Annotated in this window: 15 protein-coding genes; 5 read left to right on the forward strand and 10 right to left on the reverse strand. The window is 40.4% G+C overall.

Going from position 1 to position 16,888, the window contains the following annotated elements; all coding sequences use genetic code 11:
• Positions 1-125: 125 nt before the first annotated feature.
• On the forward strand, positions 126-1,259 hold the full coding sequence (ytvI, locus tag ACYX4O_RS15330) for a sporulation integral membrane protein YtvI (RefSeq protein WP_476351930.1): 1,134 nt from the start codon (positions 126-128) through the stop codon (positions 1,257-1,259).
• 80 nt (positions 1,260-1,339) lie between these two features.
• Here ytvI and ACYX4O_RS15335 read toward each other — a convergent pair whose 3' ends face one another.
• The 8 genes from ACYX4O_RS15335 to dnaE all read right to left on the reverse strand — a co-directional run bounded on the left by ACYX4O_RS15335 (position 1,340) and on the right by dnaE (position 12,603).
• Positions 1,340-1,732 carry an FxsA family protein gene (locus ACYX4O_RS15335; RefSeq protein ID WP_476351932.1) on the reverse strand — a complete coding sequence of 131 codons (393 nt, stop codon included), beginning with the start codon at positions 1,730-1,732 and terminating at the stop codon, positions 1,340-1,342.
• Between the two features lie 172 nt (positions 1,733-1,904).
• A complete protein-coding gene (pyk, locus tag ACYX4O_RS15340) occupies positions 1,905-3,671 on the reverse strand; it encodes a pyruvate kinase (RefSeq protein WP_476351934.1) in 1,767 nt (588 codons plus the stop codon).
• A 74-nt stretch (positions 3,672-3,745) separates the two neighbouring features.
• The gene (gene pfkA, locus ACYX4O_RS15345) at positions 3,746-4,705 is read right to left on the reverse strand and encodes a 6-phosphofructokinase (RefSeq protein WP_476351936.1); all 960 of its coding nucleotides are present in this window, start codon (positions 4,703-4,705) and stop codon (positions 3,746-3,748) included.
• Positions 4,706-5,176: 471 nt separating this feature from the next.
• Positions 5,177-6,133, reverse strand: coding sequence for an acetyl-CoA carboxylase carboxyl transferase subunit alpha (gene accA / locus ACYX4O_RS15350; protein WP_476351938.1), 957 nt, complete (start codon positions 6,131-6,133; stop codon positions 5,177-5,179).
• A complete protein-coding gene (gene accD / locus ACYX4O_RS15355; protein ID WP_476351940.1) occupies positions 6,130-6,990 on the reverse strand; it encodes an acetyl-CoA carboxylase, carboxyltransferase subunit beta in 861 nt (286 codons plus the stop codon). Before accD ends, accA begins: the two co-directional genes overlap by 4 nt.
• An 88-nt stretch (positions 6,991-7,078) precedes the next feature.
• Positions 7,079-7,708, reverse strand: coding sequence for a FadR/GntR family transcriptional regulator (locus ACYX4O_RS15360; protein WP_476351942.1), 630 nt, complete (start codon positions 7,706-7,708; stop codon positions 7,079-7,081).
• A gap of 55 nt (positions 7,709-7,763) precedes the next feature.
• On the reverse strand, positions 7,764-8,978 hold the full coding sequence (ystJ, locus tag ACYX4O_RS15365; RefSeq protein WP_476357158.1) for an NADP-dependent malic enzyme: 1,215 nt from the start codon (positions 8,976-8,978) through the stop codon (positions 7,764-7,766).
• A 292-nt stretch (positions 8,979-9,270) separates the two neighbouring features.
• Complete coding sequence (dnaE, locus tag ACYX4O_RS15370) at positions 9,271-12,603, reverse strand: DNA polymerase III subunit alpha (RefSeq protein ID WP_476351944.1); 3,333 nt, start codon at positions 12,601-12,603, stop codon at positions 9,271-9,273.
• Positions 12,604-12,743: 140 nt separating this feature from the next.
• Here dnaE and ytrH point away from each other — a divergent pair, with 140 nt between their 5' ends.
• From ytrH to ACYX4O_RS15385, 3 genes are all read left to right on the forward strand, one after another.
• Positions 12,744-13,076, forward strand: a complete 333-nt coding sequence (gene ytrH / locus ACYX4O_RS15375) for a sporulation membrane protein YtrH (protein WP_188654377.1) — start codon at positions 12,744-12,746, stop codon at positions 13,074-13,076.
• Positions 13,076-13,594, forward strand: coding sequence for a sporulation membrane protein YtrI (gene ytrI, locus ACYX4O_RS15380; RefSeq protein ID WP_476351947.1), 519 nt, complete (start codon positions 13,076-13,078; stop codon positions 13,592-13,594). Before ytrH ends, ytrI begins: the two co-directional genes overlap by 1 nt.
• Before the next feature lie 100 nt (positions 13,595-13,694).
• Positions 13,695-13,916, forward strand: coding sequence for a YtzJ family protein (locus tag ACYX4O_RS15385; protein WP_476351949.1), 222 nt, complete (start codon positions 13,695-13,697; stop codon positions 13,914-13,916).
• 206 nt (positions 13,917-14,122) lie between these two features.
• Here ACYX4O_RS15385 and ACYX4O_RS15390 read toward each other — a convergent pair whose 3' ends face one another.
• Positions 14,123-15,076, reverse strand: coding sequence for a DHH family phosphoesterase (locus tag ACYX4O_RS15390; protein WP_476351951.1), 954 nt, complete (start codon positions 15,074-15,076; stop codon positions 14,123-14,125).
• Positions 15,077-15,204: 128 nt separating this feature from the next.
• Here ACYX4O_RS15390 and ACYX4O_RS15395 point away from each other — a divergent pair, with 128 nt between their 5' ends.
• Positions 15,205-15,498, forward strand: a complete 294-nt coding sequence (locus ACYX4O_RS15395; protein WP_476351953.1) for a YtpI family protein — start codon at positions 15,205-15,207, stop codon at positions 15,496-15,498.
• 50 nt (positions 15,499-15,548) lie between these two features.
• Here ACYX4O_RS15395 and ACYX4O_RS15400 read toward each other — a convergent pair whose 3' ends face one another.
• Positions 15,549-16,862, reverse strand: coding sequence for a DRTGG domain-containing protein (locus tag ACYX4O_RS15400; RefSeq protein WP_476351955.1), 1,314 nt, complete (start codon positions 16,860-16,862; stop codon positions 15,549-15,551).
• Positions 16,863-16,888: the final 26 nt, after the last annotated feature.

Below are 16,888 nucleotides of genomic sequence, written 5' to 3' on the forward strand. Positions count from 1 at the left end.
CCCCTCCAAAATTACTTTTCAGCAAAAACCAAATGTAATCTTACCACACCCCTATTGAATTGAACAAAGTGTTCCGTTTGCACATAAACAGTCTTAATTCGCTTTAAAGGAGGCAAGTGAGAGAAATGGACAAGGACCATGCCTGGCTTTTACTGTCACGTATGATAAGAAGCATGCTAGTTGGGGTTATAGTGGCCGCAAGTTTATTTATAACAATATTATTATGGACCTACCTCTACCCTTTTATTATTGCTTTAACTATTGCCTATTTAATTAATCCTTTAGTTAATATTTTAGAGAACAGAACGCATGCTCCCAGAAGTTTAGCAGTCTTTATCGCTATTATGCTTTTGTTAGGCGCAATCATTGGTGTCATAACACTACTTGTCGTTGAACTTATTGATGGTTTTACTTATTTAGGAACGCAACTTCCAGAACATTTCAGAACTTTAATTTCATATCTTGAAAACCTTCTCACCTATAAGATGATTCCGTTATACGAAAGAATAACTTCTATCATGAATACATTAGACGCCTCCCAACAACAAGAGATCATCATACAAATTCAAAACGTGGGAGCCAACATCGCTCAAAGTGGGGCAGAATTGCTTGGCGATATATTAAATGCCATTCCATCTTACCTAAAAAAACTACCGAACTTTGCTACCGTATTAATTTTTTCTTTGCTCGGGACGTTCTTTATCAGTAAGGACTGGTATAAGCTTTCCCTACGAATAAAAAAACTCACCCCTTCTAAAGTAGCACAATCAAGCGCGAGCGTTTTTAGTGGCCTCCAAAAGGCTCTATTAGGCTTTATTAAAGCTCAATTCACACTCATATCCATTACAGCCTTCATCGTGCTCATTGGCCTTCTTATTCTACGCGTAGAATATGCGGTAACAATAGCCATACTAACGGGCGCTGTTGATCTATTACCTTATTTGGGTACAGGTTTTGTATTTGTGCCATGGATCGTATATATGTTCTTCACTGGAAATTACTTCTTAACCATTGGTTTATCTATCTTATACACTATTGTTATTGTACAGCGACAAATGATGGAGCCAAAAGTTCTATCTACAAATATCGGCTTAGACCCTCTTGCTACATTAATGGCTTTATTTGTAGGTTTTCAACTTTTTGGGTTTTTAGGATTGATTATAGGACCCGTTTCACTTGTCATGGTAAACACTCTGCATCAAAGCGGTGTTTTCAAGGAAATATGGGCTTATATAATCGGGAAAACGACTTCTTCCTAGTATAGAATAAATAAAATGACAAAAAGTCCAGAGTCAGCCCCTGGACTTTTTAACATATCTATTAAATTCCCATTCATTCTTTATCTTCTAAAGATTGTAATTGTCCCATTCTCCATCATACGCTTCACCGCTTTTTGCAATGAGCGTTTTAATGGTGTACGAGTGATTGGGAGAAGAAGAGTAAAGCCTACTGCATCCGTTATAAAACCTGGAGTAAATAAGACAACAGCACCAATTAATATACAGATTCCATCAAAGATCTCTTCCTGTGGAACGATACCTCTTTGAACGTTATCTCTTGCTCGATTGAGCGTTTCCACCCCTTGCTTTTTGGCTAGAAATGCACCAAGTATCCCTGTAGCAATAATAAGCAGGATGACCCACCAAGGCCCAACAAGATTGCCAGCCCAAACAAGGACACCAATCTCAAGTGCAGGTACAACTAATATAAATAGTAAAAGCCATCGAAACACAAAAATCTCCCTTTCACCTAGAACTTAAACTTTATCTTTATTATACATGAAAACCAATTGTATTCCTAACATCATCATTCTTCCTATCGATCATAGAAACTGATCTCGAATGGTAATAGCTAATACAATAACAAAAAGAGACCCAGGAAACCCGGGTCTCTATAGTTTTATCTTATAGTACGCTAGCGTGACCTTGATAGATGTCGCCGCGCGCAGAATCAATTGTAATTTCATCTCCATCGCTCACAATCGTAGTCGCCTCGGAAACTCCAACGATAACTGGAATCCCTAAGCTTAAGCCGACTACAGCTGCGTGAGAAGTAAGTCCACCTTCTTGAGTAACAAGACCGCTTGCTTTCTCAATTGCAGGCATCATTTCTTTGTCTGTGCCAATTGTAACAAGGATGTCTCCTTCTTCCACTTTGCTGTTTGCCTCTTCTGCTGTTTTGGCAACAACTACTTTACCGAAAGCAGATTTCTTTCCAATTCCTTGACCTTTCGTTACAACATCACCTACTACGTGAACTTTCATAAGGTTTGTTGTACCACTTTCACCAACTGGTACACCTGCAGTGATAATTACGCGGTCACCACGGTTGAACGCACCAGTCTTAAGACCGTTATCGATCGCTTTTGTCAGCATGTCATCTGTAGACTCAGAACGATCGCCTAATACAGCATGAACTCCCCATACAAGAGAAAGCATGCGCTGAACGCGCTCGTCAGAAGTAACGGCTACAAGCGGAGCTTTTGGACGATATTTAGAGATCATTTTAGCCGTGTAGCCACTTTCTGTTGGAGTTAAGATGGCAGCTACATCTAAGTTCATTGCTGTATGAGTAACAGATTGGCTAATAGCGTCAGTAATCGTCATATCGCTTGTACGAGAAAGATTACTCAAGATCATTTGGTGATCGATTGCAGATTCGGCGCGTAACGCAATGTTATTCATTGTCGTTACAGCTTCTACTGGGTAGCTACCTGCAGCTGTTTCGCCACTAAGCATGATTGCATCTGTTCCATCAAAAATCGCGTTAGCTACGTCACTTGCTTCTGCGCGTGTAGGACGTGGGTTACGTTGCATAGAATCAAGCATTTGTGTAGCAGTGATAACTGGCTTACCAGCTGTATTACATTGACGGATTAGTTCTTTCTGTACAAGAGGTACCTCTTCGGCAGGAATTTCTACACCTAGGTCACCACGTGCAACCATAAGACCGTCACTGACTTCTAGAATTTCTTTGATATTGTCTACGCCTTCTTGGTTTTCAATCTTTGGAATGATTTGAATGTGATTAGCGTCATGTTTTTCTAGTAGTTCACGGATTTCAAGAACATCTGATGCACGACGAACAAATGATGCCGCGATAAAGTCTACGCCTTGTTCAATACCGAAAATAATGTCAGCTGCGTCTTTATCTGTAATACCAGGCAAGCTTACACTTACGTTTGGAACGTTTACGCCTTTTTTATTCTTAAGTGGTCCAGAGTTTAGGATACGAGTACGAATTTCGTTTTGCTCTTTTAATATTTCAAGCACTTCTAATTCGACTAATCCATCATCTAAAAGAATTTTTCCTCCAACGTGAACATCGTCGATAAGTCCAGGATACGTCACAGCAAAGCGATTTTCATCACCTTCAAGCTCTTCATCCATTGATACATTGATTTCAGAACCTTTCTCAAGGTGGATCTCGCCTTCTTTAAGTTTGCCAGTACGGATTTCCGGTCCTTTTGTGTCTAAAAGAATGGCTACCGTATTTCCTGTTTGCTTCGCAGCTTCACGGATACTATTTATACGAGCTCCGTGCTCCTCGAAATCTCCGTGAGAGAAGTTAAGACGTGCCACGTTCATTCCTGAATTCATAAGCTCTGTTAATTGTTCAACGTTCTCAGACGCTGGTCCAATTGTACATACAATTTTTGTTTTCTTTTTCATTGCAATGGTCCTCCTCAAAAGTCTTCATTTTATCGCTCAAACTGAGATCGTTCCCACAGCCCTCGAGGATATTTCTATATTGATAATTCCTGAGATAGCTTATACATGTCTAAATCAAGTTCATGTTTCGTGTTTAGGGCTTCGATGATGTCATGATCAACTAGCTTATTGCTTTGAATCCCAACCATGCGTCCAGCTTTTCCTTCAATAAGAAGATCAACAGCCTTCGCTCCTAAACGACTTGCTAACACACGATCATACGCTGTTGGTGATCCGCCGCGTTGAGTGTGTCCAAGAACCGTAACTCGCGTTTCAAGATCAGTTGCATCTTCGATACGTTGACCATAATCAAAGCCTGACCCAACACCTTCAGCTACTAAAATAATACTGTGTTTCTTGCCACGTTCATGGCCACGTTTTAAACGTTCGACAATATCTTCAAAGTTATCATCCACTTCAGGAATAATAATACTTTCAGCTCCATCTGCTAATCCAGCCCAAAGAGCAATATCACCAGCGTCTCTTCCCATTACTTCGATAACATAAGTACGCTCATGTGATGTAGCAGTGTCACGAATTTTATCAATGGCCTCAATTACAGTATTTAGAGCTGTATCAAAACCAATAGTAAAATCAGTAGCAGGAATATCGTTGTCAATTGTACCAGGTACACCAATACATGGGTAACCGGCTTCTGTAAGTTTCTTAGCACCCATAAATGAGCCGTCACCACCAATGACAACTAACCCTTCAATACCGTGTTCCTTTAACTGGTCAATACCTTTTTGACGGCCTTCTGGTGTTTTGAAGTCATCGCAACGAGCGGTATAAAGCATCGTACCACCACGTTGGATAATATCACCAACTGAACCAAGTTCCATCTTCTCGATATTACCGTCAATTAGCCCTTGATATCCATAGTAGATTCCATAAACTTCGATACCATGGTAGATACTTTTACGAACAACTGAACGTATTGCAGCGTTCATTCCGGGAGCATCTCCCCCACTAGTTAACACACCTATTTTTTTCATTGTAATCACCTCGTATAACGATCAATGTTTTAATAGCACTGAATGTAGTAAGTATGATTCATATATTGTCGAAACGTGTGTAGCTTTCTCCCTATTCAAAGATACTGCTAAACCGTTCGTTTGACAACCATAAACCTACCTTGAATAAAAGTTTCAACATCAGGAATCTTCTGAAAACAGTATTCCCATATGTATCATATATCTAAAACCCTTTTTACATAAAGAAAGGGTATTTAAACTAAATGTAGGTTTCAATTTAGATGGATCTTCTCTTTCAAAACCAATACTTTAAGCGAATCATCACGTGTATAAGTCAGTAGACAAGAACTTACTTTACCATGCTTCATGAAATTTGTCGATAATGGGCAAAAGAGAACCTTTCAAAATAAGAAAAGGGGTGCCTTTCTACGCAAGACTGTAACGTTACCTAAGAAGTTACGCCTCATCAGACACCCCCATCCTACAGAAAGACTACAATGTTGTGTAGTCTCCAATCTGCTTATATTTTTCCCATCTCTTCTCAAGTAATTCCTCTTTCGGTAAATCGTAAAGCTCCTGTAAGGACTGATGTAGAACTTGATCTATCTCTGCTGCTTGAGCAGCCACGTCCCGATGAGCTCCACCTTTTAGCTCAGGGATAATATCATCCACAACTTTGAGCTTCTTCAAATCGTAAGACGTTATCATCATCGTTTCTGCAGCTTTTTGAGCTAAGCCCGAGTCTTTCCAAAGAAGAGCAGCGGCACCTTCTGGAGAGATCACGGAGTAAGTTGAGTTTTCAAGCATATGAATCCGATCGCCAACTCCTAGCGCAAGAGCTCCGCCACTTCCACCTTCGCCAATAACGATACAAATAATTGGTACTCTTAAGCCCGCCATTTCCATCAAGTTTCGTGCGATGGCTTCACTTTGCCCTCTCTCTTCAGCTGCTTTACCAGGGTAAGCGCCCTTCGTGTCAATAAAACATATGATTGGGCGATTAAACTTTTCAGCTTGCTTCATATGACGCAGAGCTTTCCGATACCCTTCTGGATGAGGCATACCGAAATTACGTCTAATATTTTCTTTTGTATCTTTACCACGTTGGTGTCCAATTACTGTGACAGGTTTGTCCTTATACTTTGCTACACCAGATACAATTGCTTCATCATCACCGTATAAACGATCACCATGAAACTCCAAGAAATGAGTGAACAACTCTTTCACATAGTCTAATGTCGTCGGACGCTCTGCATGACGAGCCATTTGAACGCGATCCCAGGGCTTCATGTTTCCATAAACGTCTTCTTCTAGCTTTACTAAACGTTGTTCTAAGGTTTCGATTTCAGAAGTTAAATCCATGTCACTTTCTGCTGTGAATTTTTTTAATTCTGCAATCTTCTCCCTTAGCTCCATAACTGGTTTCTCGAACTCTAAAACCTGTTTCACGATGGCTTGGCACCTCCCTCATGAATGTCCAACAGAGTAGTTAGAACTTCTTTCATATCTTGACGCTCAATCACCTGGTCCAGATGACCATGCTTTAAAAGAAATTCTGCTGTTTGAAAGTCTTCAGGAAGTTCCTCCCGAATCGTTTGTTCAATAATTCTACGGCCCGCAAACCCAATTAAAGCGCCAGGTTCTGCAAAGTTATAATCTCCAATTGAAGCAAAGCTTGCTGAAACACCACCTGTTGTAGGATGGGTCATTACAGAGATCATTAGACCTCCCGCCTCACTAAATCGTTTAATAGCTATAGAGGTTTTCGTCATTTGCATCAGGCTTAAAACACCTTCTTGCATCCGAGCACCACCACTGGCTGTAAATATAATAAATGGAATCTGTTGCTCTTTCGCTTTTTCAATCGCTCGAGCGATTTTTTCTCCCACAACAGATCCCATGCTTCCCATACGAAAGCGAGAGTCCATAACAGCAAAAGCCGTTTCAAATCCCTGCATTTTACCTTTACCTGTCACAACAGCTTCGTTCAGACCCGTTTTCTCACGGTCTTTCTCTACCTTCTCTAAGTAATCAGGAAAGCCTAGTGGGTTTTCAGTTATGATATTTTGATCCCATTCTTCGAAAGTATGTTCATCAAACAAACTATCAATTCGTTCTTTCGCTGTCATTTGGTGATGGAAAGAACAGTTTGGGCAGACATTTAAATTCTTTTTCAATTCTTTACGGTAAAAGATTTTATGACAATTAGGACATTTTTGCATCAATCCTTCGGGGATCTCTTGCTTTGCTTCTTCCCGAGGTATGGATGCGTACTTTTTCTTCTTGCTAAAAAAATCTTTAAGCAAGGTGATTCCTCCTTTAGGACATATAAAGCCTGTCTACCTTTTCACTTTAACGAAAATTTGTAAAAAGTGTTGTAGAATTTTGTCTTGATCATTTCGACATTTTCTCCTGATAGAGTTGTGCACAGAGTGTTTCTATCCGTTTGTCGTCCTTGGCTTGAAGGGCATCAATAAGTGCTTTATATAAATCTATATCGTAAACGGGTTTGTGGAATGTACGCGAAAACTCTTCCATTAAGCGCCATATTTTAAGTAATAGTTGGTTTTCCCCAACGTCAAATATCGTATAAAAAAAGTCATAATGAAACGTTTCAGAGCCAGATTCAAATAGCCGTACATGCTCTTTTAATGTTTGAAAATCCTGGTCACTTAAATGATGCATAGCAATTTTAGAAGCTTCTTTCTCAATTAATTGTTTCGTGGACTTTAAATTCTCTTTCGTTTTCGCTTCTTGAAGTATAAAAGCAGACAAGATCTCAACCATATGATAAGGGCGATAAGAACTTAAGAATGTCCCCTCTCCCCTTCTCGTTTCAATTAAACCTAAAAGCTCCATCGCACGGAGAGCCTCTCGAACAGAAGAGCGTCCAGCGCCCAACTGTTCTGAGAGTTCTCGTTCTGATGGAAGCTTATCTCCTGGTGAGAGTTTATTTAGATCGATTAAGCGTCTGATTTCCTTCAATACCTCTTCGTACACTTTAGATTTAGATGGTATTGTCACGGATCAGGCTCACTCCTTTGATCATAATCCTATAAGAGATTGCGCACTTCAAAACCTATTCGTTATCTTCATCAATTAAAGCAAGCTGACGCGTTTTCTCTGCGACTTCTTCAGGGTCAACCTGATGACGAGCTACACCTGACTCCATAGCAGCTTTAGCTACAGCCGCTGCAACAGCAGGGGCTACTCTTGAATCGAATGGAGCAGGAATAACGTAGTCTGCATGAAGTTCTTCTTCACTTACTAAAGAAGCGATTGCCTCAGCAGCAGCAATCTTCATCTTCTCATTAATTCTAGTAGCTCGTACATCAAGAGCCCCACGGAAGATACCAGGGAATGCTAAAACATTGTTCACCTGATTAGGGAAATCAGAACGGCCTGTCCCAATAACGCTTGCCCCAGCATTTTTTGCATCTTCTGGCATGATTTCAGGTTCTGGATTTGCCATGGCGAAAATAATTGGGTCCTCATTCATATTCTCAACCATTTCCTTAGAAAGTAATCCTCCCACAGATACCCCTACGAAAACATCTGCTCCTTGCATAACATCAGAAAGCTCGCCTTCTTTGCGATCTTTATTCGTCATCTTAGCAATCTCATCTTTAACGTCATTCATGCCATAACTGCGGCCTTCAAAAATGGCCCCTTTTGAATCACACATGATAATATCACGAACACCGAAATGGTAAAGGAGCTTAATGATCGCAATGCCAGCAGCACCAGCACCGTTTGCCACTACTTTAATATCAGACCATTTCTTACCTGATAGCTTCAACGCGTTCATTAAACCAGCTACAGTCACAATCGCTGTACCATGTTGATCATCGTGAAAAATAGGAATATTCGTTTCCTTCTTTAAACGTTCTTCAATAATGAAACAATTCGGAGCAGCAATATCTTCAAGGTTCACTCCGCCAAAGGTTGGTTCCATTAATTTAACAGTCTGTACAATTTGATCCACATCATTCGTCCCTAGGCAAATTGGAAACGCATCAACACCTGCGAAACTTTTAAATAACGCAGCTTTCCCTTCCATAACTGGCAAAGATGCCTCTGCTCCAATATTGCCCAAACCAAGCACAGCAGAACCGTCACTAACAACAGCAACCATATTCCCTTTCATCGTGTAATCATAGACCGCTTCCTTCTGGTCGTAGATCTCTTTACAAGGCTCAGCCACCCCTGGAGAGTAAGCTAAACTTAAATCATTTTTATTTTTAACAGGAACCTTAGAATGCGTCGCAAGCTTCCCTTTATGAACTCGGTGCATATGAAGTGCCTCTTCACGTAAATTCGTCACCAAAACCCGCTCCTTTTTGTAAAAAAACGTATTGTAAAAACCTTCACAAAGTGGTCTGACCACTAACCTACTTCATTATAACAAATGGCTATGTTGTGTAAAGAGGAAAAGCACAGGCGACTGTTCAGCCCCGTACGCATAAGCAAGCTAACGGAAGTGGCAGAAGGCCACTGGAGTTAGATTGCTTATGACGCTAGGGGCTAGGAGCCGGAGCTAGACAAGAAAAGCGCAAGGGGCTTCACCAAGAAAAGCACAAATGGCGCTATTTCAAAACAACATTCGCCCCTCCTACTTCTTCCTCTAAAAGTTTAATGGCTTCTTGCTTTGGTTCGATGGCATACGAAACCCCTAACTGATAAGTCTCCTTTCGAACCGGGTAATGAACAATGATCGGAACTCTTCCTGGATACTGAGTCGCAATCTCCTTGACCTTTTTTAGGGTTGAATCTTTCTCATCTGGAATTTTCACAAACAACCTTCGGCTATCTGATGAAGGTTGCACCAATTCTTCTTCCTTAAAAGGCCCAATTTGCTCCAGGATCCATTGAAGTTTTCCGTTCCTTTCTTCCATCCTCCCTACTATAAAAACAATCAGCTCCTCATCAAGCCACTGACGCACTTCTCTAAATAGATCTGGGAATACGACCGCTTCCATCTCTGTTTGCTCATCCCCTAGCGTTAAAAAGGCCATGGGATCGCCTCGTTTTGTGCGGATCACTTTTAATTCTTGTATGACTACACTTGCTTTCAGTTGTTTTTTACGAGCTGCTTTACTCGCTTCTCGAAGCGATAAGAAACCGTTCTCCCTCAACTGTTCCCGGTAGGAAGCTAAAGGATGAGAAGAAATATACATCCCTAGCACTTCTCGTTCCATCCCTAGCTGCTTCATTTTCGAGAAAGGTTCTACTTCAATATAAGAAGGGCCAAGTTCAATTTCCTCCATAAAAAAGGATTCTTGTTCATTCGTTTCGCTGAATAGTTCACCTTGTTCCATAGCATGATCAACGCTAGCTAACAAAGAGGCTCGATTATTATTTGTATCGTCAAAACAACCTGCCAGAATGAGAGACTCGATCACGGGGCGATTGACGACTGTAAGTGACACCCGTCTGCAGAAGTCGAATAAATGTTTAAAAGGCTTCTCTTTACGAGCCTGGATAATTTCCTTTAAAGCATTTCTCCCTACTCCTTTAATACTCCCAAGACCAATACGTATCGACCCGCGCTCTACTGTATACTTCCCAAAGCTTCTATTAACAGAAGGGGATAGTATTGGTACCGATAGCTCTCTTGCTTCATTGACATAAGATTGAATTCGATCACTAGAAACTGAGCTCATCAACTCTGCCATGAAATAGGCTGGATAATGGGCTTTTAAAAATGCCAGCTGATAGGATATGACACTGTATGCTACGGCATGACTGCGGTTAAAACCGTAGTTTGAGAAGCTTATAATCCATTGAAACATCTCTTGTGCAACATCTGTTGTATACCCATTCGACGTACACCCTTTAATAAATGCATTCTTTTGTTCCAAAATGGCTTGTTCTTTCTTTTTGCTAACAGCACGTCGAAGTATGTCCGCTTGCCCTAAAGAGAAACCTGCCATCGTATGAGCAATTTGCATAATTTGCTCTTGATATACAAGAACTCCATAAGTCTTATGCAAAATCGGTTGTAAATCTGGATGAGGGTACGTCACCTCTTCTTTTCCGTGCTTTCGATTAATATAGGTCTGAATAAATTCCATTGGACCTGGCCGATAAAGGGCGTTTACAGCTACAATATCCTCGAAGTGTGATGGCTGTAAACGCTCTAGAACATCACGCATTCCTTTTGATTCTAGCTGAAAGACGCCCGTTGTTTTTCCGTTTCGAAGGAGAGAGAACGTAGCCGGGTCTGAATAAGAATCAAACGTTACAAGGACTGACTCCTTCTTCTTAATCGATTCAGTCATTCGTTCAATGAGACTTAAGTTTCTAAGACCAAGGAAGTCCATTTTCAATAAGCCGATTGCTTCTAATTCATTCATAGCAAACTGCGTAAGTGGTACGCCGTCGTGACCACTTGTCAAAGGTACATTCTTCATAAGAGGCTTCTGACTAATCACCACACCTGCTGCATGGGTCGATGCGTGACGCGGGAGCCCTTCAAGCCTTGTTGCAATTCTAAATAACCGCTTTAGCGTATCTGACCCTTGAATATATTCTTTTAATTCGGTGGAATCCTGAACAATCTCAACTATAGAACCTGAAGATTGTTGAGGGATGAATTTCATTAAGTATGCGGCTTCTTGTTGATCAATCCCCATGGTTTTAATGAGTTCCCTAATAACAGAGCGAGGCCCAAACGTGCCGAACGTTATAATTTGAGCAACATGTTCTGCCCCGTATTTCTCGGCCACATATTGAATGACTTCATCTCGTCTGACATCAGAAAAATCGATATCAATATCCGGCATAGTGACACGATCAGGGTTTAAGAAACGTTCAAATAACAAACCATATTTAATCGGGTCTACATCTGTTATATATAGTAAGTAAGCTACTAGAGATCCAGCTGCTGAACCCCTGCCTGGTCCTGTCATGATTTTTTCTTTACGAGCATATGCCATGAAGTCCCAAACAATTAAAAAGTAATCACTAAACTGCATCGACTCAATTACACTCAGCTCATAATCCAATCGTTTCCTGACTTCCTGGGAGGGCTCACCATATCGGTGTCCCAGCCCTTGTTCACAAAGAGACCTTAAATACTGATCAGATGTCTCCTCTGTCGGGACAGGGTAGCTTGGAAGCATCATTCGATCAAACGATAACGAAATATTGCATCGGTCGGCTATGTTCCTCGTTTGGGTCAGAAGTTCAGGTTTCCACTCACCAAAAAGATTGTACATCTCTTTAGAAGACCTAAAGTGATGATGCTTTTGATCAGTTGAGGGGTGCCCATCCCATTTGGTATTCGAACGGATAGATTGTAAACAATCATAGGCATACACATCATCCTCATTTAAATACCACACATCTTGCAACGCAACCATCGGAACTCCTTCTGGCATCACTTCCTCAAGAGCAACGTGAAGGTGTCGTTCTTCTTCTAAGCCATGATCCTCTACTCCTATGTAGAAATCACCATCTTCAAAGTCATCCTTCCAATTACTCAAAGATTCACTTAACCGATGCTCTTCATTATGAAGAATAAGCGGATGAAGGGAAGAATTATATAAAGGTAATATTCCAATACAGTCTTCTGTATAAGCATTTATCTCCCTTCGATCCAACGCTTCTTGTTCGCTCATTTGAAGATAACTGCTCAACTCTACTAATTTTTCATATCCGCGATTTGATTTCGCCAGCAACACAAGTTCTTCTGTACCACCATCGCAGAATACATGAACGGTTAAACCTAAAATTGGCTTCACCCCATACCTCATACATGTTTGGTAAAAGGATACCGCTCCGTACATGACCCCTTCATCTGTAAGAGCCAAAGATGTAAAACCTTTCTCCTTTGCTGTTGCCACTAACTTTTCTATTGTATTAGTACTTCTCATCAGACTATATCCACTACGTACTTGTAGGTGAACAAAATCCATATTAACTACCGCCTCATGGTCAAATTCTTTTATTCATTATAGCGCAACATCCCTCTTAAACGAAACGATGGCATACTACGTCTTTTTTCTCCATACATTTACTATAAGGCAGGTTGTACCATCCTAGAGGGGAGGATTGTATGGAAGAACGGTTCTTTGCAGCAATTTTTCAGTACTATTTCATAGCACTCGGGGTTATGATCGGTGGCACTTTAATCGGGACGATCGGAGCTTTCGCTGCCGGGGAAGCCCCCTTCACTTATATGGCAAGACTGGCTAAAAGCCTTCGTATATGGGCCATAGTAGCAGCCATTGGAGGTACTTTCGATGCCATTACAAACTTTGAAAAAGGATTTTATGATGGATCTACGATCGATATCTTTAAACAAATCCTGCTGATTTTATCGGCAATGGGTGGGGTCCAAACAGCCTTATTGATTATTGAATGGCTTATTCAAGAGGAGGTATCTTAATGCATATACCTCCTTATTACAAGAATACAAGTTGGCAGAGATTTTTTGCGGGAGTTTTTATAGGTGCCATATTAGCCTTTGCCGTTTTCTTATTTATGTATGGAACACTAATGGAACAACGAATAGAAGAAAACGTGCGATTACAAAGCGAGCTAACTACACTAGAGGATAATTATGAGATTTTAAATAAAGATAAAGAGGAATTAAACGAACAGCAAAAGAAATCAATTACCGTTCAAAGTATTGAAATTAATTTTATAAATGAAAAAAAATTACTTTCTGAGCACAAACTAGACCGTCTCAGCGTATATAAGTTAAGGGATATGGTAAGAAAGCAACTCCCTGACATGATCGGGCAAAACATTTCAACATTATCAGAGAACACTAGTTTAATCTATTCATCCATAGAAAACAGGAGCTACCAAGTGGACGATTCAACATATGAAGTTAAGGTTGAGCGGTTGGTAATTGCTCCGACTTTTAAAGTGAGTCTAAAGATTGAATTCGTCAAAAACTAATGAACAATTTGTGAAAAATTCTGAAATCTATAGTGTTATTACCCGAATTTTAATACAATAAAGATAGGAACACATCACGACAATTAAAGGGGTGAGGAACATGTTAATCATGAACCGAAAGCGTATGGTAGAAGATAAGTTAGATCGTCTTACCAAAGGCCAAACAGCCTACGCTGAATCTAGAGAACTCATTCGATTAGTAAAACGCGAAATAAAAAACCGTCAAATTTCTGTTTTAATGGATGAAACGGATAGCGGTTGTTGGTTTATCCCCCAAAAGAATACTACTGCACCCTCTGATGAACAATTAGCACAACTGTAATCGAGTCCTCAAACAAACAAGATGCCCACATAGAATTCAACCTTCCAATTTTGCAGGCTTATAATTTAAATGAAATAAACCAAAATGGTTCAGCACCCCAAACTGGAATGGGCGTGCTTTTTTGTTCTGGCTAAGTTACATCCCAATCATAATAAATAAGATCATTCAAAAAGTCTGGAGATGATCATCTCCAGACTTTTATTAGATTACTGGGGGGTGTTGTATTGAATACAAACCTCATTTAAGTCGGCAGCAACGTTATCGGTATCGGCCCACGTCTTAACAGACGCGCCTGAAGCCATAGGGTGACCACCGCCGTTATATTTAGCCGCAATTTCATTTACCACTGGACCTTTCGAGCGTAATCGGACGCGAATTTGATCCTCTTCTTCAACAAAGATTGCCCACGCTAAGACCCCTTCAATATCACCGAGAGTACCAACAAGAGCAGATGTCTGTAATGGTGTTACATTATATTCATCTAAAATATCCCTAGTAATTTTAACCGTACTTAACCCTGTATCAGCTACAGTAAAGTTTTGGAGAATATATCCTTTTAACCTGGCAATCGCATGCTCTGTAGTATATAACTGATCGTATAATGCAGGTCTGTTAAAGTTATACATAACAAGTTCAGCAGCGTAGCTGAACGTTTTACCTGTTGCGCTTGGGAATAAGAATCTCCCTGTATCGCCGACGATCCCCGCATAAATTAAGCGTGCTGCTTCATCTGTCATTTTTAAACCGTTCTCTTTAAAAGTGGTGTAAAACTCATAGATCAATTCAGAAGTTGAACTCGCCTCCGTATCAACAAGGCGCACGTCCCCGTATGGGTCAACATTCGGATGATGATCAATCTTTATAATCTTGTCCCCTTTTGTATAACGTTGGTCGTCCACTCGAGCCTGATTGGCAGTATCGCACACAATGACTAGAGCACCATCGAATGCATTATCTTCAATAGAATCCATTTCGGCCAAGAAAGTAAGAGATGGATCTTCATCTCCAACCAGATAAACGGCTTTCTCAGGGAAAGAAGCTCGAATGATTTCGGCTAAGCCACCTTGGGAACCAAGAGCGTCAGGATCCGGACGCACGTGTCGATGTATAATAATAGTTTGATACTCTTGAATCAATTGAAATACTTCGGCTTTACTCATGAACAGATCTCCTTCTTAAATACTTTTATGTACTATTTAACCATACCGCTTTAAAAAGCGGTAGCATAACTTTACCAATATCGTTACAATAATAATAGTCTTACATTTTTGGCGAAAGGTCGATTCACATGGTGATTATCCCGATTATTATCGTACTTTCTTTAGCGATGTATCTACTCTACAAAGTGCAGATTCTACGCTTAGGCGAAGACCCATTAAAACAAGTCTATACCAATTCTAAAGCACGAATTGCTCTTGGATTATTTATGGTGTCCGTTTCTATGAACGTGTATATCGTTTATCAAACGAAATTAGCCCTTTATATTACCATTGTATTTATCATCGTAGGTGGCGCTCAATTCATCTATGGATATAAAACAACCCGATTTTATGGGAAACAACTAAAAGAACGCAATAGTTAATAAAAAGTACCCGCTGTCCTTATGTAACCGATAGGAGACCGGGTACTTTTTTAGCGATCAATTAGCTGAGCCATCAGCATCGCTTTCCCTACTAATACTTTCTCATTAAAGACTTCTACATCAACCTTAGCAAACTTCCTCCCCACTTCTAAAACACGTGGTTTTATTTCAAGGGAACTATCAAGCTGAACAGGTTTTATAAAGTAAATTGATATATTCTCTACTACAAGATCTCCTTTTTTATAATGGTGTAATAAGCGGCTACCTGCATCTACCACAAGAGAGGTAAATACTCCATACGACAAGGTCCCTAATTGATTAGTCATTTGCGGCGTTACGCGAGTTTCATAAATGGTTTGGTCAAGCAGATCTGACGTTTCTTGGAGTTGGCTTGTAGCTAAATCATCAATGGTTTCTCCAACTTGAGGTTGACGTTGTAATTGTTGTAACGCCTTTAATACGTCTTGTCTTGAGATAATCCCTTTGAATTTATGGTACGCATCAACTACTGGCATAATCTCAATACCTTCCCATACCATCATATGAGCAGCGTTAGCAAGAGAGGTCTTCGTTTGCACCGTCATAGGTTGCTTTGTCATCACTTTATCGATTGAAAGGGTGGATTCTTTACCTATCACGTCTTTTGACGTTACCATTCCCACTACCCGCAAGTGTTGATCAATAACAGGATAACGACTATGCATTGTTTCTTCGTTAAATTCATGCCATCTACTCACTGGATCGTCTGGATGAAGATAGTAAGAGTTCTCAAATGGGGTATAAATGTCATCGACAAGAACAATTTCTTTCTTAATCAACTGATCATAAATGGCCCTATTGATCATAGTAGCTACTGTGAATGAATCATAGCTTGTTGAAATGATGGGGAGTTGCTTCTCATCTGCAAGACGTTTTACATGGTCTTCTGTATCAAATCCACCAGTGATCAGTACGGCAGCTCCTTCTTTCAAGGCTAATTCATGCGCGTTCGTTCGATTCCCAACAATCAACAATGAGCCAGCCTGGGTATAACGCATCATAGCTTCTAATTTCATCGCTCCAATAACGAATTTGTTTAGTGTCTTATACAATCCTTCCCTTCCACCAAGCACTTGACCATCCACGATATTGATAATCTCAGCAAATGTGAGACGCTCGATGTTTTCTTTCTTTTTCCTTTCAATCCGTATCGTCCCTACTCGTTCGATCGTACTTACCAGACCTTGGTTTTCAGCTTCTTTAATCGCCCTGTAAGCTGTTCCCTCACTTACTTCTAAAGCTTTAGCGATGCCTCGAACAGAAATCTTGGTTCCAATTGATAGGGAGTCTATATGGTTTAATATTTGCTCATGCTTTGTTGCCAATCTAATTCACCATGCTTTCCGAACTA

Source organism: Pontibacillus sp. ABV4_188, assembly GCF_056311905.1.